Annotated in this window: 16 protein-coding genes; 10 read left to right on the top strand and 6 right to left on the bottom strand. The window is 71.8% G+C overall.

The window, feature by feature from the left end; all coding sequences use genetic code 11:
- Nucleotides 1–18: 18 nt before the first annotated feature.
- The 4 genes from BLS99_RS02280 to BLS99_RS02265 all read right to left on the bottom strand — a co-directional run bounded on the left by BLS99_RS02280 (nt 19) and on the right by BLS99_RS02265 (nt 4,299).
- Nucleotides 19–912 carry a carbohydrate ABC transporter permease gene (locus tag BLS99_RS02280; RefSeq protein ID WP_091042816.1) on the bottom strand — a complete coding sequence of 298 codons (894 nt, stop codon included), beginning with the start codon at nt 910–912 and terminating at the stop codon, nt 19–21.
- A complete protein-coding gene (locus BLS99_RS02275; protein ID WP_218126171.1) occupies nt 909–1,886 on the bottom strand; it encodes an ABC transporter permease in 978 nt (325 codons plus the stop codon). The genes BLS99_RS02280 and BLS99_RS02275 overlap by 4 nt, the downstream gene beginning before the upstream one ends.
- Nucleotides 1,883–3,550, bottom strand: a complete 1,668-nt coding sequence (locus BLS99_RS02270) for an extracellular solute-binding protein (protein ID WP_091042812.1) — start codon at nt 3,548–3,550, stop codon at nt 1,883–1,885. Before BLS99_RS02270 ends, BLS99_RS02275 begins: the two co-directional genes overlap by 4 nt.
- Before the next feature lie 179 nt (nt 3,551–3,729).
- On the bottom strand, nt 3,730–4,299 hold the full coding sequence (locus tag BLS99_RS02265) for a TetR/AcrR family transcriptional regulator (RefSeq protein ID WP_091042808.1): 570 nt from the start codon (nt 4,297–4,299) through the stop codon (nt 3,730–3,732).
- 91 nt (nt 4,300–4,390) lie between these two features.
- Here BLS99_RS02265 and BLS99_RS02260 point away from each other — a divergent pair, with 91 nt between their 5' ends.
- Entirely contained in the window at nt 4,391–5,233 is an 843-nt protein-coding gene (locus tag BLS99_RS02260; RefSeq protein WP_091042804.1) for an alpha/beta fold hydrolase, read from the top strand.
- Between the two features lie 162 nt (nt 5,234–5,395).
- On the opposite strand, the gene BLS99_RS02255 is transcribed toward BLS99_RS02260, so the two are convergent.
- A complete protein-coding gene (locus BLS99_RS02255) occupies nt 5,396–6,088 on the bottom strand; it encodes an NADPH-dependent F420 reductase (protein ID WP_091042800.1) in 693 nt (230 codons plus the stop codon).
- Nucleotides 6,089–6,464: 376 nt separating this feature from the next.
- On the opposite strand from BLS99_RS02255, the gene BLS99_RS02250 reads away from it, so the two are divergent.
- The 5 genes from BLS99_RS02250 to BLS99_RS02230 all read left to right on the top strand — a co-directional run bounded on the left by BLS99_RS02250 (nt 6,465) and on the right by BLS99_RS02230 (nt 11,247).
- Nucleotides 6,465–7,502: a LacI family DNA-binding transcriptional regulator gene (locus BLS99_RS02250; protein ID WP_176953169.1), complete on the top strand. Its 1,038-nt coding sequence runs from the start codon at nt 6,465–6,467 to the stop codon at nt 7,500–7,502.
- A gap of 75 nt (nt 7,503–7,577) precedes the next feature.
- The gene (locus BLS99_RS02245; RefSeq protein ID WP_091042794.1) at nt 7,578–8,348 is read left to right on the top strand and encodes a ThuA domain-containing protein; all 771 of its coding nucleotides are present in this window, start codon (nt 7,578–7,580) and stop codon (nt 8,346–8,348) included.
- Entirely contained in the window at nt 8,345–9,469 is a 1,125-nt protein-coding gene (locus tag BLS99_RS02240) for a Gfo/Idh/MocA family protein (protein WP_091042792.1), read from the top strand. Before BLS99_RS02245 ends, BLS99_RS02240 begins: the two co-directional genes overlap by 4 nt.
- 16 nt (nt 9,470–9,485) lie before the next feature.
- Entirely contained in the window at nt 9,486–10,628 is a 1,143-nt protein-coding gene (locus BLS99_RS02235) for a Gfo/Idh/MocA family protein (RefSeq protein ID WP_091042788.1), read from the top strand.
- Nucleotides 10,629–10,695: 67 nt separating this feature from the next.
- Nucleotides 10,696–11,247 (top strand): 3'-5' exonuclease, encoded by a 552-nt coding sequence (locus BLS99_RS02230; protein ID WP_091042785.1) that lies wholly within the window; start codon nt 10,696–10,698, stop codon nt 11,245–11,247.
- Nucleotides 11,248–11,335: 88 nt separating this feature from the next.
- On the opposite strand, the gene BLS99_RS02225 is transcribed toward BLS99_RS02230, so the two are convergent.
- Nucleotides 11,336–11,953: a hypothetical protein gene (locus BLS99_RS02225; protein ID WP_091042781.1), complete on the bottom strand. Its 618-nt coding sequence runs from the start codon at nt 11,951–11,953 to the stop codon at nt 11,336–11,338.
- A gap of 214 nt (nt 11,954–12,167) precedes the next feature.
- On the opposite strand from BLS99_RS02225, the gene BLS99_RS02220 reads away from it, so the two are divergent.
- The 4 genes from BLS99_RS02220 (at nt 12,168) to BLS99_RS02205 (ending at nt 20,041) form a co-directional block, all read left to right on the top strand.
- Entirely contained in the window at nt 12,168–12,881 is a 714-nt protein-coding gene (locus tag BLS99_RS02220; protein ID WP_091042778.1) for a MerR family transcriptional regulator, read from the top strand.
- A 104-nt stretch (nt 12,882–12,985) separates the two neighbouring features.
- Nucleotides 12,986–14,503: an alpha/beta hydrolase gene (locus BLS99_RS02215; protein WP_091042774.1), complete on the top strand. Its 1,518-nt coding sequence runs from the start codon at nt 12,986–12,988 to the stop codon at nt 14,501–14,503.
- 157 nt (nt 14,504–14,660) lie between these two features.
- Nucleotides 14,661–17,276, top strand: a complete 2,616-nt coding sequence (locus tag BLS99_RS02210; protein WP_176953168.1) for a glycoside hydrolase family 97 N-terminal domain-containing protein — start codon at nt 14,661–14,663, stop codon at nt 17,274–17,276.
- A 215-nt stretch (nt 17,277–17,491) separates the two neighbouring features.
- Nucleotides 17,492–20,041 (top strand): glycoside hydrolase family 97 catalytic domain-containing protein, encoded by a 2,550-nt coding sequence (locus BLS99_RS02205; RefSeq protein WP_143034657.1) that lies wholly within the window; start codon nt 17,492–17,494, stop codon nt 20,039–20,041.
- The last annotated feature ends 1 nt before the right edge of the window (nt 20,042 follow it).

The following is a 20,042-nucleotide window of genomic DNA, read 5'->3' as shown; positions in this document are numbered from 1 at the left end:
GGTGGTTCAGCCCCTGACTCAGCCCTTGACGGCGCCGATGATGACGCCCTTCTTGAAGTGCTTCTGCACGAACGGGTAGATGATCAAAGCGGGGACGATCGCGATCATGACGATCGCCATCTTCACCGCCAGCGTCGGCGGCGCCTCGGTCAGGCCCGCGGCCTGCGGCAGCGGCGCCGACTCGACCACGTACGTGCGCAGCACCAGCGCCAGCGGCCACTTCGACGTGTCGTCGAGGTACAGGAACGCGTTGAACCAGTTGTTCCAGTACGCCACCGCGTAGAACAGCGTCACCACCGCGATCACCGCCTTCGACAGCGGCACCACGATCCGCCACAGCACCCGGAACTCCCCGGCCCCGTCGATGCGCGCCGAGTCGAACAGCTCCTGCGGCAGGCTCATGAAGAACGCCCGCAGGACCACTACGTTGAAGGCGGACACCGCCATCGGCAGGATGATCGCCAGGTAGTTGTCCCGCAGCCCGATCGCGCTCACCCACAGGTACACCGGGATGAGCCCGGGGAACACCACGAACATGAGCAGGACCGAGAACAGCACCGTCTTGTGTCCCAGGGACCCCGGGCGCGACAGCGAGTACGCGCCGAGGACCGACACGACGACGCTGACCGCCGTCCCGACCGCGGTGACGCCCAGCGACACCACGAGGCTGCGCAGGACCACCGGGTTGCGGAACATCTGCTCGTACGCCTCGAACGTGATCCCGTCGCCCGGCCAGACCACGAGCCCGCCGACGCGGTGCACGGTCTCCGAACTCGACAGGCTCGTCAGGGCGATCGTGTACAGCGGGAACAGGATCAGCAGGGCGATCACGACGATGCTCGCGCCCTTCGCCGCCTGCCCCGCCACCGTGGGCGGCTCCTCCCACGCGGCCCGTTTCGCATTGGCGCTCATGACTTCGCGTACACCCCCTTCTCGCCGAGCAGATGCGCGGCCTTGTTGGCGGCCAGGATCAGCACCAGCCCGACCACGCCCTTGAACAGCCCCGCCGCGGCCCCGTAGTCGAAGTCGCCGGTGCGGATGCCGCTGTAGTACACGAACGTGTCGAACACCTCCGACGCCTGCGAGCCGACCGCGCTGCGCTGGAGGAAGAACTGCTCGAACCCGACGTTGAGCGCGTCGCCCAGGCGCAGGATGAGCAGCAGCACGATCACCGGGCGGATGCCCGGCAGCGTGATGTGCCACAGCCGGCGCCACCGCCCGGCCCCGTCGACCGCGGCGGCCTCGTACAGGTTCGGGTCGATCGCGGCCAGGGCCGCGAGGAAGATGATCGCCCCGAACCCGGCCTCCTTCCAGACCGCCTGCGAGGTCACCAGCAGGATGAACGTGTCCGGATTGGTCATCCAGTCGACGCCCTCGAAACCCGCCCCGCGCAGGGTCTGGCTCAGGAGCCCCGCGCCGCCGAGCATCTGCTGGAAGATCGCGATCACGAGCACCCAGGAGAAGAAGTACGGCAGGTAGACCACGCTCTGGAGCATCGACCGCAGCCGCTCGGACACCAGCGAGTGCATGAGCAGCGCCAGAGCGATCGGCACGGGGAAGTAGAACACCACCTGGAACGCGGTGATCGCCAGCGTGTTCAGCAGCGCCCGCGTGAAGTCCGGGTCGGCGAACAGCAGCTGGAAGTGGGTGAACCCGACCACGCGCGACCCGAAGATCCCGCCCGTGTAGGGCTTGTAGTCCTGGAACGCGATGACGTTGCCCAGCGCCGGGATCCACCAGAACCCCCACACCAGCAGCATCATGGGCGCGGCCATGAGCAGCAGCGGCCAGTCGCGCACCAGGCGGGTCCGCCAGTGCGCCTTCGGTTTGCGCTTCGGAGGGCCCCCGGTCACCGGGACCGGGGACTCGATCGTCGGGACGCTCACAGGCGGTCGTTGTCCTCCGCGACGCCGGTGTAGTACTCGCGGGCCGAGTCGCCGACCTTCGCGCGCCAGTCGTCCACCAGCGCCGTCCACTCGGCGACCTCGCGCTGGCCGCGGTAGATCTCGTGGTGGGCGTCGGTCATCGGCTCGTTCTCTGCGGCGAGGTCGGAGGGCATCTCGACGCGCAGGCCCTGGAACGGGTGGTCGTCGAGGAACGCCGCGGCGTTGGTCTCCCACGCGTGCTGGGCCTCGACCAGGCCCGGGTACTGGAACTTGAAGTTCGCGTTCGCGCGGCCCGACAGGAACAGGTACGTGTTGGCGACCTCGGTCTGGCCCAGCTCGGTGCGCTGCGGCACGCCGTCGGCGTCCACAGTAAAGTGGACGTCCTGCACGCCGTCCCACACCAGGTCCCACTCGCGGGTGCCGAACGGCGCCGAGCACCAGTTCGCGACCCGCAGGCACTCCTTGATCCGCTCCTCGGAGAGGTCCTTCCTGATGAAGGTGAACATGCCCGCGGGGTCGTCGCGCCAGATCGTGGGCGTGCCGCCCGCCTCGCGCGCCATGGGGTTCACGGCCTGGAGGTCGAAGCCCGCCACGTCGCGGTAGGTGCCGAGCATCTCGTGCCAGGCGCCGAGGCCGTCCTCATAGAACACGGCCTGACCGGAGCCGATGATCTCCTTGGTGTTGGTGAGCCGGTCGGCGACGTAGTCGGGGTGCACGAGGCCCTTGTCGAAGACCTGGCGCGTGAACTCGATCGCGGCGGCGAACGCCTCGGTCTCGAACTTGTGCACCAGCTTCCCGTCCTCCACCTTCCACAGTGTCGGGACGCCCATGGCCTCTTGGACGGTCTGGTCGAGGCTCGCGAACGCCCACCGGTTCGCGGCCGGGTCGTTGACCTCCTCCGCGATCGCAAGCAGCTCTTCAAGGTTCTGGGGGTGCTCCAGGCCCAGGGAGTCGAGGACGTCCTGGCGGGCGAACATCGTGTTCGTGTACGGCGCCCGCTCCCAGGGGATACCGAGGAGGGTGCCGCCGAAGACGCCCATGGCCCAGGCGGCGGTCGGGTAGCTCGCCAGGAGCGGGTAGTCGGCGGCCTTGTCGCCCGCGAGGTACGGGGAGAGGTCGGCGAACAGCTCGTTCGCGGCCTCGGTGAAGTCGGAGAGCTTGATGATCTCCCAGCCGGGGATCTGGAACATGTCCGGCACGTCGCCGCCGGCGAGCGTGGTGGTGATCTTGTCGAGGTAGTTGTTGCCGTCGGCGATGTTGAAGACGACGGTGCCGCCCAGGGCCTCGTTGACCGAGGTGAAGTACGAGTTCGCGGGCAGGCCGGGCGGCGCGGGGTTCCACAGGGGAGTGATCGCGGTGATCTCCTCGCCGGTGGTCATCGGCGGCTCGGCGACGGCCTGGACCGGCGACTCGGGGCGCGAGAGGTAGCCGGGGGAGACGGTGCCGTCGCTCGCGCCGGGGAGGTCGGCCTCGACGCCGCCCTCGTAGGGCGTGTACGTCGGGAGCAGGTCGGCGAGTTCGTCGGACCCGGCGGCGGTGCCCTCGGGGCCCTCGTCGAGCGCGGCGCAGCCGGCCAGCGAGGCCGCGGCGGCGGCGCCCGCGCCGGCCTGGAAGAGGGTCCGGCGGTGGAGGCGGAACAAGGGTCGGCTCGGGTTGTCGCCCATGGGGATGCCTTTCATCGGGAGGTGTGCGTGCGCTCTTCGCCGAAGGCCGGTGGTGCGAAGGTTCGACAGCCGTATGTTTGTCGTACGTCCAAACAAATATAACTACCTCGATGAGAGCTGCGCAACACCCCTCCCCGAAAGGAGTGCCGCGCCAGGTGGAGCCGCCGCTCAAACCTCCACTAGGGAGTGTTCGCCAGGGCCGCGTCCAGGAGCACCGCCGCGGCGGCCTTCGCCTGCGCCGCGGCCTCCGGGCCGCCCGCGATCGCGGCCGTCGTCTGCGCCCCCTCGGCGAGGATCGCGATCTGCGGCCCCAGCGACTCGGGCGCCCCCGCGTCCCGCACGAGCCCTGCCACGTACGCCCCGAACGCCTCCTTCTGCTCGCGCACCGTCCGCCGCACCTCCGCGGACCCGCCGCTCAGCTCGCCGTAGACGTTGATGAACGCGCACCCGCGGAAGTCCGGCTCGCGGAACCACGCGTCGAGGAAGTCGAAGACCGCGAGCAGCTTCTCCCGCGCCGTCCCGGCCGCCTCGGCGCTGGCCGCGATCCCGGCGTTCCACACCTCGCGGCGTTGCCGGAGCACGGCTACGACCAGGTCGTCCTTGGAGGGGAAGAGCGCATAGATGCGCTTGAGGGAGACGCCGGCTTCGGCGCGGACGGCGTCCATGCCGACGGCCTGCACGCCGCGGGCGTAGAAGAGCCGGTCGGCGGCGTCGATCAGCTGCGCGCGGGCCGCTGTGTCGTCGATCATAGGGTGACTCCTTGCGATGAGAACGATCGTTCTCTAGAGTAGTCCACAACAGCGGAGAACGCTCGTTCTCCCAGGGGAAGGGATCAAGGCAATGGGCACCATCACCGTCGGCACCGAGAACAGCGCCCCGATCGAGCTCTACTACGAGGACCAGGGCTCCGGGCAGCCCGTCGTCCTCATCCACGGCTACCCGCTCGACGGGCACAGCTGGGAGCTCCAGACCCGCGAACTGCTCGCCGCCGGCTACCGCGTCATCACCTACGACCGCCGCGGCTTCGGGCAGTCGAGCAAGGTCGGCGAGGGCTACGACTACGACACCTTCGCGGCCGACCTCAACACCGTCCTCACCGAGCTGGACCTGCGCGACGTCATCCTCGTCGGCTTCTCCATGGGCACCGGCGAGCTCGCCCGGTACGTCAAGAACCACGGCCACGAGCGGGTCGCGAAGCTCGCGTTCCTCGCCTCGCTGGAGCCGTTCCTCGTGCAGCGCGACGACAACCCCGAAGGCGTCCCGCAGGCGGTCTTCGACGGCATCGTGGAGGCCGCGCGCGGCGACCGCTACGCCTGGTTTACCCAGTTCTACCAGGACTTCTACAACCTCGACGAGAACCTGGGCTCGCGCATCAGCCAGGAGGTCGTCACCGCGAACTGGCACACCGCCACCGGCTCGGCGCCCGTCGCCGCCTACGCGGTCGTCGCCTCCTGGATCGAGGACTTCCGCACCGACGTGGAGGCCGTGCGCGACGCCGCCAAGCCGACCCTGATCCTGCACGGCACCAAGGACAACATCCTGCCCATCGACGCCACCGGGCGCCGCTTCCACCAGGCCGTCCCCGACGCCGAGTACATCGAGGTCGAGGGTGCCCCGCACGGGCTGCTGTGGACGCACGCTACGGAGGTCAACGAGGCGCTGCTCGGCTTCGTCAAGGGGTAGGACTGTCGGGGCTCGGGGCTCGGGGCTCGGGGCTCGGGGCTCGGGGCTCGGGGCTCGGAGCCCGGGGTTCCAAGGTTCCGGGGCCCGGCGGGCCCCGATCCGGGCCCGAGCATACGGAACGCCCGGGACGACGGTGGTCGTCCCGGGCGTTCCGTGCGGGTCCTACATGTCGCGGTATCGCTTGGCGGCCTTCAGGAGCGGTTCGATGATCTCCGGCGTGACCTGGCGTGCGGGCGGGACGGCGTCGAAGGCGAACTTCTCGGTGAAGAACACCCCGTACGCGGGGGTGTCGCGCTGGTAGCGCCAGCCCTCGGCGAGCGGGCCGACGTCGTAGGCGCCGTACCCGAGCGAGTCGAGGAAGTCGGTGACCGCCTGCTTGGCGTCCGCGTCGTCGCCCGCGATGGCGAGGACCGAGCGCTCGGGGTCGCCGGCCGGGCGGTTCAGCTCGGTCACGTGGCCCTGGTAGATGTTGTTGAAGCCCTTGACCACGAACGACTCCGGCAGGTGCGCCTGAAGGAGCTCGCTCACGGTGGTCGACTCGTCGTCGAGCTCGGGGATGTGCCCGTCGCGCTCGGGGTAGTAGTTGTTCGTGTCGAGGACGACCTTCCCGCGCAGCTCCTCGACCGGGACGGTCTTGTAGGCGTGCAGCGGGATGGTGACGACCACGAGGTCGCCCGCGGCCGCGGCCTCCTTCGGCGTGGCGGCGCGGGCGTTCGGGCCCAGCTCCGCAACGAGATCCGCGAGGGTCTCCGGCCCGCGGCTGTTGCTCAGGACCACCTGGTGTCCCGCCCGGACGGCGAGGCGCGCGATGGCGCCGCCGATGTTGCCGCTGCCGATCAATCCGATTGTGCTCATACCAGTGGGGAACGAGTGGATTGGCGCCTGAATTCCCCCGATAAGGGTGTTCTATGCCATGTGGGAAGAGGTGAGCGGGTGGGGAGTGGTGAGGGGTGGGCGAGGGGTGTGAACGCGAGTGGTGCTCGATTCGCGGACGCCCCCGGATAAAGCGTGCCGGGAGGGTGTGACAGGGGTGGTGCGGTGAGGGGTGGGCGAGGGATGTGTGAACGCGAGTGGGGCTCGATTCGGAGGCGCCCCCGGATCAAGGGTGGCTCGGGGGGTGCGACAGGTCGGGGGTGGGCGGCCGGGGCGGGGGCGGGAAGCGGGTTGACCCGTTCTCGTATTTATGCTTAAAATCGCCGGTGCCGACCCGGGACGGAACGGAGGGCGGTCCATGAGCGGAGCGCCCGACGCGCAGCGCAAGGCCAGCATGGCCGACGTCGCCGAACTCGCCGGCGTGTCGGTCATGACCGTCTCGAACGTCATCAACCGGCCCGAGATCGTGGCGGAGGGCACCCGCGCGAAGGTCCACGCCGCCATGGGGGAGCTGCGCTACCGCAACAACCTCGTCGCCCGGAGCCTGCGCCTCGCCCAGCCGCGCCAGATCGGGTACGTGCTCCCCGCGCCCGACGCCGCCGGCAACCAGTACATGGACGTGTTCCTCCACGACCTCGCCGTCGCCTGCCAGGCCGAGGACCGCAACCTCACGCTCATCACCCAGCGCGACACCGCCTCGCTCATCACCGCCTGCGAGGACCTGTACTTCGGCCAGTCCGTGGCCGGGTTCGTCATCGCGAACGTCGGCTCCGACGACCCCCGCCCGGTCGAGCTCTTCGCGCGCGACATCCCCTTCGCCGCCTACGGCCGCACCGGGAAAGCCTTCGACACCCCGTGGAGCTGGGCCGAGGGCGACGCCGCGCTCGGCATCGACATGGCCGTGGCGCACCTCGCCGAGCGCGGCCACCGCGAACTCGCGTTCATGGGCGCGAACCACGCCAGCGAGACCATGGTGCAGCGCGAGATCGGCTACCGGGACGCGTGCCGCCGGCTCGGCCTCGACTCCTCCACCACCGACGAGCGGATCGTCCACTCCGGCAGCGACCTCGCCGAAGGGGTCCGCATCACCGCCGACCTCCTCGACTCGCCGCGCCCGCCGACCGCGATCGTGTGCAAGGCCGACACGCTCGCCGCGGGCGCCGTCATCACCCTCCAGGCCCGCGGGCTCGTCCCCGGCCGCGACATCGCCGTCACCGGCTACGACGACACGCCGCTCACCTCCTTCGGCCCTGTCGGCATCACCTCGGTGCGCCAGGCGTCGGCCGCCATCGCCGCCGCGCTCGTGCGCCTGGTCATCGACCGGCCCGAGGCCCCCGAGCACCTCCTCCTGCCGCCCTCCCTCACCGTCCGGTCGAGCACCGACCCCGGGGCCTGAGGCGACCGGAACCGAGACCGGAACCCAAGCCCCCCAACGATTTGTAAGCTCACAATCCACATAGCAAGGAGCACCATGGCGAACCACCCGATCCGCGCCGTCATCTGGGGCGAGAACCGCCACGAGCAGGTCGAGCCCTCCGTGGCCGAGCGCTACCCCGACGGCATGCACGGCGCCATCGCCAAGGGCGCGGGCGAATGGCTCGGCGACAAGGCCGTCATCACCACCCACACCCTCGACGAGCCCGAGCACGGCCTCACCTCCGACGTCCTGGACGAGACCGACGTGCTCGTGTGGTGGGGCCACGCCGCCCACGGCGACGTCAGCGACGAGGTCGTCGACCGCGTCCACCGCCACGTCCTCGCCGGCATGGGCCTGGTCGTGCTCCACTCAGGACACTGGTCCAAGATCTTCACGAAGCTCATGGGCACCACCTGCACCCTGCGCTGGCGCAGCGAGCACGACCGCGAACTCGTGTGGACCGTGAACCCGCAGCACCCCATCGCCCGCGGCATCCCGAACCCGATCGTCATCCCCGAGCAGGAGATGTACGGCGAGTACTTCGACGTGCCGACCCCGGACGAACTCGTCTTCATCTCCGGGTTCACCGGCGGCGAGGTCTTCCGCTCCGGCATGACCTACCGCCGCGGCTTCGGCCGGATCTTCTACTTCAGCCCCGGCGACCAGGACTTCCCGGTGTACCACCACCCGGACGTCAACCACGTCATCGCCAACGGCATCGAATGGGCCCGCCCCGACCGCGAGCGCGAGACGCCGACGCTGCTGCGCTACGACAAGGACGACTTCTTCAACGGCCAGGGCTACCGCGGGGCGTTCGAGCGATGAGCTTCCGCACCTTCCAATCCGCGGGGCCGCTGCGCCTCGTCGTAGTCGGTGCCGGCGGCATGGGCCGCGCCTGGATGCACACCATCGAGGCCGACCCCGACACCGAACTCGTCGGCATCGCCGACCTGTACCCGGCCGCGACCGAGGCCGCCGCGGCCGACCTCGGCCGTGCGATCCCCACCGGGACCGACGCGGTCGAACTCGCCGGGCGCACCGGCGCCGACGCGATCGTCAACGCGACCATCCCCGAAGCGCACCACCCGGTCACGATCGCCGCGCTCCGCGCGGGGCTCCCCGTCCTGGGCGAGAAGCCGGTGGCCGCCACGGTCGCCGAGGGGATCGCGCTGGCGGCCGCGGCCGAACTCACCGGCGAGCTGTTCATGGTGAGCCAGTCCCGGCGCTACAACCGCGGCCTGTTCCAGGCCAAGGCGCAACTGGAGTCGCTGGGGCGCATCGGGATCGTGGCGGTCGACTTCTTCAAGGCGCCGCGCTTCGGCGGATTCCGCGACGAGATGGCCAGCCCGCTCCTGCTCGACATGGCGATCCACCAGTTCGACATGGCCCGCTTCCTGCTCGGCGCCGACCCGGTCGCGGTCGTGTGCGAGGAGTACAATCCGCCGTGGTCCTGGTACGCCGGGAACGCGGCGGCGACGGCCGCGTTCGAGATGGAGGGCGGCGCCCGGTTCACGTTCAACGGGTCCTGGTGCAGTCCCGGCCTGGAGACCTCCTGGAACGGCGCGTGGCGCGTCTCCGCCGAGCACGGCACCGCCGTGTGGGACGGCGAGGGCGACCCGCAGGCCGAGCAGGAGTCGGGCCCGGCGTCGAAGGCGACCGCCGAGGACCCCGGGGACGGCATCGCCGGGTCGCTGCGGGAGTTCACCGCCGCGCTGCGCACCGGCCGCGAGCCGATGGGCCGCGTGCACGCGAACCTGCTCAGCCTCGCCATGGTGGAGGCCGCGATCCGCAGCGCCGCCGAGGGCCGCCGCGTCCCGATCGGCGAGATCCTCGACGGCTCTTACGACACCGCACTCGCGGCGACCGGGGACGCCGATATCCTCGCTGTGTTGCAAGGGTGGCCGTCGGTCCGCGACGGCCTGGACCGAGGGAGTCGCAGTGACTGAAACGCTTCGCATCGGCATGGTCGGCTACGCCTTCATGGGCGCCGCCCACTCGCACGCCTGGCGCACCGCGCCGCGCTTCTTCGACCTGCCGCTGGGCATCGGGATGACCGCCCTGGCCGGGCGCGACAGCGAGCGGGTCACCGCCGCGGCCGCCAAGCTCGGCTGGGACTCGGTCGAGACCGACTGGCGGCGCCTGGTCGAGCGCGACGACATCGACCTGGTCGACATCTGCGTCCCCGGGAACCTCCACGCCGAGATCGCGATCGCGGCGCTGGAGGCGGGCAAGCACGTGCTGTGCGAGAAGCCCCTGGCGAACTCCGTGGAGGAGGCCGAGCGCATGACCGAGGCGGCCGAGGCCGCGAAGGCGAACGGCGTGCTCGCCATGTGCGGCTTCAGCTACCGCCGCACCCCGGCGCTCTCGCTCGCCAAGCGCCTGGTCGACTCCGGCGCGCTCGGCGAGATCCGCCACGTTCGCGCCCAGTACCTCCAGGACTGGCTCACCGACGAGAACGCGCCGCTGACCTGGCGCCTCGACAAGGACAAGTCCGGGTCGGGGTCCCTGGGGGACATCGGCGCGCACATCATCGACGCGGCGCAGTGGATCGGCGGCGCCGACATCACCGGCGTCTCGGCGATCCTGGAGACCTTCGTGAAGGAGCGGCCGGTCGGCGGCGACTTCGTGGGCCTGGGCGGCCACGGCGGCACCGACGGCCCGAAGGGCCCGGTCACCGTGGACGACGCGGCGGTCTTCACCGCGCGGTTCGGCAACAACGCGATCGGGGTCTTCGAGGCCACCCGCTTCGCGCTCGGCCGCAAGAACGCGATGCGCCTGGAGCTCAACGGCTCCAAGGCGTCCCTCGCGTTCGACTTCGAGGACATGAACTCGCTGTGGTTCTACGACTCGGCGGACGGGCCGAACTCGGGCTTCCGCAAGATCCAGGCCACCGAGCCCGAGCACCCGTACACCGGGAACTGGTGGCCGGTCGGGCACGGGCTCGGCTACGAGCACGGCTTCACCCACCAGGTCGTGGACCTGGTGAACGCGATCGGCGCCGGCGAGCAGCCGACGCCGTCGTTCGGCGACGCGCTCCAGGTCCAGAAGGTCCTGGCCGCGGTCGAGGCGAGCGCCGCCGACGAGAGCCGCTGGACGGCCGTCTAGGCGCGCTGCGAGTACCGAGGGCCCGTTCGCCCGAAACCGGTTGGACGGGCCCTTTACGCTGCGAGGCATGGACACCCTGCTGAACGTGATCGACGTCGAGGCGACCTGCTGGGAAGGCCGGCCGCCGCCCGGCGCGGTCTCCGAGATCATCGAGATCGGCCTCACCGTGGTCGACCTCGCCGCGCGCGAGCGGACCGCCAAGCACCGCATCCTGGTCCGACCCCGGCGCTCCACGGTGAGCGCCTTCTGCACCGAGCTCACCGGCCTCACACAGGCCGAAGTGGACACCGGGGTCGAGTACGCCGACGCGTGCCGCCTCCTCACCGCCGAGCACCGCGCCGACTCCCGCCCGTGGGCGAGCTGGGGCGACTACGACCGCAACCAGTTCCAGCGCCAGTGCAGGGCCACCGGCACCCGCTACCCCTTCGGCAGCCGCCACACCAATGTCAAGGTCCGCTTCACCGAGGCCCGGGGCCTGGGGCGCCGCCCCGGCATGGACGCCGCCCTCCAGATCGCGGGCCTGCCCTTGGAAGGGCGCCACCACTCCGGCGCCGACGACTCCTGGAACATCGCCGCCCTCGTCCTCGGCCTCGCCGCGGACGGTGAGTGGCCCGAGTAGCGGGACCCGGGCGGACGCCGGACCGGTGCCGCCTGGACCGCTGCCGCTGGAGCGGTGCCGCCCGGGCCGCTGCCGTCGGGCGCTGCCGCTACGCCTCGGTCCAGATCGTCTCGAAGTCCACGATCCGGTTGCGGCGGAACGTGAGCACGCGCTCGGTGGCCGCCGCCGCGCCCGCGGCGTACAGCGATGTGTTGAGCCACCACGGCAGGTCCACCGGCGACTCGAAGGTCCCGAACCGCTCCGCGACCCGCGGGATCTCCGTGGCGAGTTCGAGGGCCTGCGGCGCGGCCAGCGCGAGGTTCACCAGCAGGACCGCGACCGCCGCCCACCCGATCGCGCGGCTCGCGCGCGGATGGCGGTGCGCGAACCGGCCCCGCAGGTCTTCGAGGGTGCCGCGCACGGGCGCGAGGCGCCGCTCGCGGCCGTCCCCGGCGGTGAAGTGCATCCGGGACACGCCGTACATGCCGTGGTCGGCCTCGATCACACCGCCGGGCACCGGCAGGCGCGCGGGCAGGTCGGCCTCGGTTTGGAGGACCCCGTCCGCGTAGAGGACGGCGGTCCAGTCGCGGTCGGTGTCCACCTCCACGGTGTACCGCACCGGGCCTGCGGGCCCGGGGAGGTCGATCTCGTAGAGCGCGCGGTGCAGCACGTCGAGGCCGCGCATCGGGCGGAGTCGGCGGTGCGCGGGGCGGGCGTCGGGGTCCATGCCTCAAGGGGACACCGTGCCGCTGCGGCATGCTCAAGGCCGGCACGCGGTGAGACCGCGCACATTCAGACCACGTACAGAAGACCCGCGCACATAACGACCGCGCACAACGAGCGCCCATCGAGACCGCGAGACGACCGCGCACTGTCCGGTCGCCCGCGCGCCGTTCCGGCATGATTTATAGGGGAACGACCGGAATCGGGAGGGCACGACCATGGCATGGAGCACCCGCCAGCTCGCCGAGCTGGCCGGCACGAGCCTGCGGGCGGTGCGGCACTACCACGAGGTGGGGCTGCTGGAGGAGCCCGAGCGGCTCTCCAACGGCTACAAGCAGTACGGCGTGGCCCACCTCGTGCGCCTGCTGCGGATCAAGCGCCTCGCCGACCTCGGGTTCTCGCTGCCGCAGATCGCCGCGATGGGCGAGGACGACGACCACCCCGAGGAGGCCCTGCGCGCCCTCGACGCCGAACTCGGCGCCACCATCGAGCGGTTGCAGCGCATCCGGCTCGAACTCGGCACGATCCTGCGCCAGTCCGCGCCCACCGACCTGCCCCCCGAGTTCGCGACCGCGACCGCCGGGGGCGCCCTGTCCGAGGCCGACCGCTCGTTCATGGTGGTGCTCTCCCGCCTCCTCGGTCCCGAGGCCGTCACCTCCTACGCCGAGCTGCTGCGCGAGATGCCGCCGAGCGAGGCCGACCGCGAGTTCGACCGGCTCCCGGCCGACGCCGACGAGGCCACGAGGGCGGCCCTCGCCGAACGCCTCCTGCCCTCCGCCCGCGAGGTGGCCGAGCGGTACCCGCAGCTCAAGGACCTCAGCGGCGCCCCGCACGGCGAGGCGTTCACCAAGCACGCCATCGGCACCACGCTCCAGGACCTGTACAACCCTGCACAATTGGACGTCATGCGCCGCATTCACGAACTTTTGTGATCTCCTTCATGAAAAGCCGCGAACCGCTTGACCGTGCCGCAGCGGCATGGCCTGGACTGTGGACCGGCCCCCGCGCGGGGGCCGACACCCACAGGAGGAATCGCATGAGCAGACAGCGCATCGCCGCGGCGGCGGTGGCGACGGCCGCCGCCGCGGGGCTCGCCGGGACCCTCGCGGTCCTGCCCGCCACCGCACAGGACTCCACTGAGGACACATTGACCTGGGGCGCCTGCCCCGAGGACGTGACCGGCGGCGAGCGCATGGAGTGCGCCGCCGTCCCCGTCCCGCTCGACTACGCCGACCCCGGCGGGCAGTCCATCGAAGTGATGGTCTCCCGCCTCGCGAGCACCGATCCCGAAGCGCGCCAAGGCGCCATGCTGCTCAACCCCGGTGGGCCCGGCGGCGCCGGACTCGACCAGCCCGTGGGGATGGCCGACCTCGGCCTGCCCGCGAGCGTCACCGACGCCTACGACCTCATCGGCATGGACCCGCGCGGAGTCGGCCACTCCACGCCCGTGAGCTGCGGCTTCACCGCCGAGCAGGCCCACCGCGGGAACGTCCCGCCCTATGCGGCGGACGACGCCGCCGTCCGCGCCCAGGCCGCGCTCGCGCAAGGCGTCGCCGAGCAGTGCGCCGCCAACGACACCGACGGCCTCATGCCGCACATGACCACCGCCAACACCGCCCGCGACATCGACACGATCCGCGCCGCCCTCGGCGAGGAGGAGCTGAGCTTCTACGGCGCCTCCTACGGCTCGGTCCTCGGCGCGGCCTATGCCTCGCTGTTCCCCGAGACCAGCGGCCGGGTCGTCCTCGACAGCAACGTCGGCGGCACCGCCCTCGACCACGAGGCGCAGCGCCGCTGGGGCAGCGGGTTCGAACCGAACTTCGCGTACTTCGCGGCCTGGGCCGCCGAACGCGACGCCGCCTACGGCCTCGGCGACACCCCGGAAGCCGTGCGGGACACCTACTTCGACCTGGCCGGGCGCCTCGACGCCGAACCGGTCGGCGAGTACGACGGCGCGCTGTTCCGGTTCATCGTGTTCGTCTCGCTCTACGGCGAGGACTCCTTCGGCGGGGCCGCGCGCCTGTGGCAGTCGCTGGACGCCGGCGACGCGGCCGCCGCCGACCGCCTCTTCGACGAGCTCGACGTGCCCGCCGCAACGGGCGGGGACGCCGCCGGCACGCCCTCGCCCTACGACAACGCCTGGTCCGCGTTCCTGGCCGTGACCTGCAACGACGCCGACTGGCCCGAGGACATCGCGGTCTACCTGGAGGCCACCGCCGCCGACCGCGAGGCGTACCCGATGTTCGGCGGCGCCGGCGCGAACGTCACGCCGTGCGCCTTCTGGGCCAACGACCCGGTCGAGCCGCAGGTCCCGATCACCGACGAGGGCCCGGCGAACGTCCTCATCGTGCAGAACGAACTCGACGTCGCCACGCCGCTCGAAGGCGCCCAGATCAACCGCGAGGCGTTCGGCGACCGGGCCCGCCTGGTCACCGTCGACGGCTTCGGCCACGGCGCGTACGTCTACGGCACCAACGCCTGCGCGCTGAACACCACCACCGCGTTCCTCCTCGGCGGCGAACTGCCCCGGGAAGACGTGGCCTGCGAGGCGTAGACCTCCGGCGCACCCGCCGGGACGAGAGCGGCGGGTGCGTCGGAACGTCCAGGGACGGAAGCGAATTTCGGCTTCTCCCGAACGGAGCCGCGCCCTTAGCGTCGGAATGCCCGGGTACCGGCCGGTTCCCGAGGTTCCTCCATTCAGGGAGTGGTTCATGAGCATCAGCACGGGACGACGGCGTCCCCTCGGGGCGGCGGCCGCGCTGGCGGTCGCCGCTGCGGCCTCGGTCGTCGCGGCGGGCGGACCCGCCTACGCCGCAGGCACGCACAGCGTGTCCTCACCGGACGGATCGATCACGTTCACCGTCACCGACCAGCCGGACGGGTCGCTCACCTACGAGGTGACCGCCGGGACCACGCAGGTCTTCGAGGAGTCGCCGCTCGGCATCGCCACCGACGGCGTCGACTTCCGCACCGGGCTCGCGTACGCGGGGGAGGAGCGGTCCTCGATCGACGAGACCTACACGCTCCCCGCCGGGACCGACCCGAGCTACACGAACCGCGCCGAAGAACTCGTCCTGGAGTACACGAAGGACGGTGAGGCGTTCGAACTCGTCGTGCGCGCCTACGACGACGGCGTCGCGTACCGCTACCGCCTCCCCGGCGACGGCGACCTGAGCATCACCGACGAGTCCAGCGGCTTCCGCCTCCCCGCCGGGACCGGCGGCTGGGCCGCCGACTGGAACGGCAACTACGAGCAGGACTACGTCTACCGCGATGCGGCGCAGCTGAACTCGGGCGCCGACCTGACCATGCCGCTCCTCGCCTCGATCGACGACAACGCGTATTTCACGCTCATCACCGAGGCCAACGTCTACAACGCGAACGCCGGCTACGCGCCCGCGATGCTCGAAGGCGACGGCCAGGGCACCGGCCTGCTCAACGTGGCCCGCACGCCCGACCAGGCGTTCCCCATCGCGACCGCCTACCCGTTCCAGACGCCCTGGCGCACCGCGGTGGTCGCCGAGGACCTGGACGTCCTCTACAACACCGACCTGGTCCAGAACCTGAACCCCGCCGCGCAGGAGCAGCCCGACTGGGTCCGGCCCGGCCGCGCCGGGTGGACCTGGTACACCGACGACGACAGCGCCGCCGACATGGACAAGCAGAAGCAGATGGTCGACTTCGCCGCCGCCATGGGCTGGGAGTACGTCACCGTCGACTGCTGCTACGACCCGGCGGCCGACCTCCCCGAGATCAGCGCGTACGCCGCCCAGCGCGGGGTGCGGATCTTCGCGTGGGTCACCGCCGAGCCGTTCGCCACCCCCGAACTCGCCGGCCCCCTCGCGGCCGAGCACAAGGCGTACGGGGTCGCGGGGCTCAAAGTGGACTTCTTCCTGAACGACTCCCAGGAGGTCCAGGAGTGGTACCAGTCCATCGGCGACGCCGCCGGTGAGAACGAGCTCATGCTCGACCTCCACGGCTCCACCAAGCCCGGCGGCGAGAACCGCACCTGGCCGTGGGTGCTCACCACCGAGGCCGTCGCCGGCACCGAGCACTACAAGTACCCGCCGCCCACGACCGCGCGCCTCGACGCGACCCTGCCGTTCACGCGCGGCCCGCTCGGCGGCATGGACTACACGCCCGCGATGATCTCGCAGAACGACTCGATCCTCACTCAGGCGCACACGCTCGCGCAGTCGATCGTGTTCACCTCCGCGATGGTCAACTACGCCGACTCGGCCGCCGCCTACGAGCAGTGGCCCGGGCGGCACCTGCTGCGGGCCGTCCCGACCGTCTGGGACGAGTCGCACGTGGTCGAGGGCTTCCCCGGCGACCACGTCACCGTCGCCCGCCGCTCCGGCGAGGACTGGTTCGTCGGCGCGATCACCGACCCGGCCCGCACCGCGAGCGTCCCGCTCGACTTCCTGGAGAGCGGCACCTACACCGCCACGGTCTTCGCCGACGACGCCGACGGCCGCGTGACCGTCTCCACGCAGCAGGTCGACGCCGGCGACACCCTGTCGCTGCCGATGATCGCCACCGGCGGCGCCTCGGTGCACCTCTCGAAGACCCCGCTGGAGCAGATCGGCTCGGGCGACACCAGGTACGAGGCCGAGGACCAGGTCCTCGGCGGCGACGCCGCGGTGGGCGAGTGCAAGGGCTGCTCCGAGGGCGCGAAGGTCGGCTACCTCGGCGCGGGCGGCTCGGTCGAGTTCACCGACGTGACCGCGGCCGAGGCCGGCACCCACGAGCTGACGTTCTCGTACACCTCCGGCGACCCGCGCGACATCCGCATCTCGGTGAACGGCCAGGTCGTCTCGACCGAGGAGCTGACCGACTCCGGCGGCTGGGAGTTCGTGAACAAGTGGACCGTGGACGTGCCGCTGAACGCGGGTGTCAACACGATCCGCTTCGACAACCCGGCCGAGTACGCGCCCGATATCGACGCGATCACCATCAGCCGCACCACCGAGGCCGAGGACGGGACGCTCAGCGGCGGCGCCGCGACCGCGCCCTGCGCCGAGTGCTCCGGCGGCGCGCTCGTCACGGACCTCGACGGCACGGGGGCGCTGGCGTTCACCGAGGTGAGCACCGCCGCGGCCGGGAACCACACCGTCGAGCTCCGCTACGCCAGCGCCGTCGACGCCACGGTCCTGGTCACCGTCGGCGGCACCACCCGGGAGGTCGCGCTGACCGCCACCGGGTCCGACACCGCCGTCGCGGTGAAGACGATCGGCCTCGACCTGCCCGCCACCGGCGGGACGGTCACCGTCTCGGGCGCGTCCGCACCTGGACTCGGGGTCGACGGGCTCACCGTGGTCCGCTGAGGCGTGGTCCGCTGAGGCGCTGGCCGCTGACGCGCTGATCGTCCCAGCGCCGGGGCCGGGGGCAAGCACTTGCCTGCCCTCGGCCCCGCGCTGTTGCGGTGAATCGTCCAGGCGACCCGTGCGATCGCACATTCCAACCGGGCCCCGCGGCCGTTAGCCTCGGAACTGCCGGTGCGCACACTGCACACGGGCCCCACGAGCAACACGGAGACGACGTGGTCCACCAGAGCCCCGAGCTCGACGTCCGAGCGGACGCCGTCCTCCTGCGCGCGCCCGGCCTCGGCGAACTGCGCCTGGGCATCCGCCTCGGCGGCACCGACCTGGACATCGATTCGCAGCTGGTCCGCACCACCGAGCGCGAGGTCGAGGACGAGTGGACCGCCCGCTCCGGCAAGGCGGTCGGCACCCACCGCTACCGCCACACCGAGCAGGTCCACGAGCTGCGGCACGCGAGCGGCCTCGACTGGCAGGTCCACGTGCGCACCGGCGCCGACGGCACCGCCGTCCGCTACGCCGCCGCCCGCCTCGAAGGCCACCACCGGCTCGACGCCGACCGCACCCGCCTGCACCTCTCGCAACCGGGCCCCGACCGTGCCGACTTGGACAGTGCCGGCCTCGACCGTGCCTCCATCGACCGTCCCACCCGCGTGTGGGCCCTCGACTACCAGACCTGGTACGAGACGCCCCGCTTCGGCGCCGACCTCCCCGACCTCGCCGACGGCGCGTACGGGTTCCCGTTCCTGGTCCGCACCGGCGACGCGTGCGTCCTCGCCACCGAGTCCGGCATCGACGGCCGCTTCAGCGGCGCCCACGCCGAGACCGCGGACGGCGTGCTCGCGTTCGTTCTCGCCGAACCGTACGAGGTCACGCGGGGCCCGCTCACCCCCTGGCGGGTGTTCCTCACCGGGTCCCTCGCCCGGATCGTGGAGAGCCGCTTCGTGGACGAGCTCGCCCCCGCGCCGCTGGAGGCGACCGGCGACACGTCCTGGGTCCGCCCGGGCCGCGCCGCCTGGTCCTGGTGGTCCGACTTCTACTCCGGCGCGCAGCTCGACCGCCAGCGGCACTTCGTGGACGCGGCCGCGCGCCTGGGCTGGGAGCACCTGCTCATCGACTGCGGCTGGGACGAGACCTGGGTGCCCGAGATCGTCGCGTACGCGAGCCGCCGCGGGATCCAGGTGCACCTGTGGGCGGTCTGGCACGACCTCGACGGGCCCGAAGGGCTCGCCAAGCTCGCGCTGTGGCGCTCGTGGGGCGTCGCGGGCGTCAAGGTCGACTTCATGGAGTCGGAGTCGAAGGACCGGTACCGCTGGTACGACACGGTCCTCGCCGAGACCGCCCGCCTGGGCCTGCACGTGAACTTCCACGGGTCGGTGATCCCGCGCGGCTGGGCCCGCACCTGGCCGCAGGTCGTCGGCTACGAGGCGATCCGCGGCAGCGAGTACTACGTGTTCTTCGCCGACACGCCGCTCTCGGCCGCCCACAACGTGATCCAGCCGTTCACGCGGAACGTCGCGGGCGCCATGGACTACACGCCGGTGGCCTTCGGTGCCCCCGGGCGCACCACGAGCGACGCCCACGAACTCGCGCTCAGCGTCGCCTTCGAGTGCGGCATCACGCACTTCGCCGACGACGTGGACGCCTACCTCGCGCGCCCCCACGCCGCCCGGTTCCTCGCCGAACTCGCGCCCGCCTGGGACGAGACGCTGCTGCTGGCGGGCGACCCCGACCGCGAGGCGGTCGTCGCGCGCCGCTCGGGCGACCGCTGGTTCATCGGCGCCATCGCCACCGGCGAGGCCCGCACGATCACCGTCCCCCTCGACCGCCTCGGCATCGACGGCTACGAGGCGTGGACCGTGTCCGACGGCGAGGACGGCCTCACCGCTGCGCAGTCCACGGTGGACGGACTGCTCACCGTGGACCTCGCGGAGCACGGCGGCTTCGCCGCGATCCTCGCCCCGGTCGGCACGCTGCTGCGCGCCGCGCCCCGCCCCGAACTCGCCGCGCCCTACCTCGAGCCAGCGATCGCGCTCGCCGACGCCGACGGCGCCGCCGAGATCGCGACCGAACCCGGTGCGGCCCTGCGGCTCGCACCCGGCTGGACCGCCGACGACCTCGGCGGCGGCCGCTGGCGCGTGCGCGCCCCGCGCTCCCTGGCCCCCGGCCGCGCGGGCGTGGTCACCGTCGAGATCCCCGGCCCCGACGGCCCGGCGGCCTTCGCCCCCGGACCCGAGGTCCCCGTGGTCGCCCACGCCCGCGTCGTCCGCCCCCTCACCGAAGGGACGCACCGGCTCTCGGCGCTCTCGATGACCGCGTTCGCGAACGAGAGCGGCCCGGTCGAACGCGACACCTCCAACGGCGGCGGCAACCCCGCCGACGGCCGCCCCATGTCGATCGCGGGCACCGGGTTCACGGACGGCCTCGGCGCCTCCACCCCGTCCCGGATCGACCTCCACCCCGGCGGCACCGCCGACCGGCTCACCCTCCGCGTCGGCGTCGACGACGAGACCCCCGGCACCGCCGCGCGCGTGAGCGTCCACGGCGACGGCCGGGAGATCTTCGCCGCCGTCGTCGCCTCCGGGCAACCCGCCGTCGCGGTCGACCTCGACCTGACCGGCGTCACCGCCCTCAGCCTCCGCTCGGACGCCCTGCCCGAGCACGCAGAACCGGCGCACGTCGACTGGGCCGCCGGGCGGCTCCACGTCGGCGGCACGCCCAGCGCCGACACCGCACCGGGCGACGACGCCCGGGCGGCGATCAAGGAGTAAC

The organism is Glycomyces sambucus (assembly GCF_900102815.1).
GTDB lineage: Bacteria > Actinomycetota > Actinomycetes > Mycobacteriales > Micromonosporaceae > Glycomyces > Glycomyces sambucus.
Note: the sequence above shows the minus strand (reverse complement) of the source record. Positions and strands in the feature narration are given on the sequence as shown.

Coding starts and splice junctions, on each gene's coding strand:
- BLS99_RS02260 (WP_091042804.1), top strand. CDS start 4,391: ATGGGCACCATCACCGTCGGCACCGAGAACAGCGCCCCGATCGAGCTC.
- BLS99_RS02215 (WP_091042774.1), top strand. CDS start 12,986: ATGAGCAGACAGCGCATCGCCGCGGCGGCGGTGGCGACGGCCGCCGCC.
- BLS99_RS02235 (WP_091042788.1), top strand. CDS start 9,486: ATGGTCGGCTACGCCTTCATGGGCGCCGCCCACTCGCACGCCTGGCGC.
- BLS99_RS02230 (WP_091042785.1), top strand. CDS start 10,696: ATGGACACCCTGCTGAACGTGATCGACGTCGAGGCGACCTGCTGGGAA.
- BLS99_RS02240 (WP_091042792.1), top strand. CDS start 8,345: ATGAGCTTCCGCACCTTCCAATCCGCGGGGCCGCTGCGCCTCGTCGTA.
- BLS99_RS02225 (WP_091042781.1), bottom strand. CDS start 11,953: ATGGACCCCGACGCCCGCCCCGCGCACCGCCGACTCCGCCCGATGCGC.
- BLS99_RS02245 (WP_091042794.1), top strand. CDS start 7,578: ATGGCGAACCACCCGATCCGCGCCGTCATCTGGGGCGAGAACCGCCAC.
- BLS99_RS02255 (WP_091042800.1), bottom strand. CDS start 6,088: ATGAGCACAATCGGATTGATCGGCAGCGGCAACATCGGCGGCGCCATC.
- BLS99_RS02280 (WP_091042816.1), bottom strand. CDS start 912: ATGAGCGCCAATGCGAAACGGGCCGCGTGGGAGGAGCCGCCCACGGTG.
- BLS99_RS02220 (WP_091042778.1), top strand. CDS start 12,168: ATGGCATGGAGCACCCGCCAGCTCGCCGAGCTGGCCGGCACGAGCCTG.
- BLS99_RS02265 (WP_091042808.1), bottom strand. CDS start 4,299: ATGATCGACGACACAGCGGCCCGCGCGCAGCTGATCGACGCCGCCGAC.
- BLS99_RS02250 (WP_176953169.1), top strand. CDS start 6,465: ATGAGCGGAGCGCCCGACGCGCAGCGCAAGGCCAGCATGGCCGACGTC.
- BLS99_RS02210 (WP_176953168.1), top strand. CDS start 14,661: ATGAGCATCAGCACGGGACGACGGCGTCCCCTCGGGGCGGCGGCCGCG.
- BLS99_RS02270 (WP_091042812.1), bottom strand. CDS start 3,550: ATGGGCGACAACCCGAGCCGACCCTTGTTCCGCCTCCACCGCCGGACC.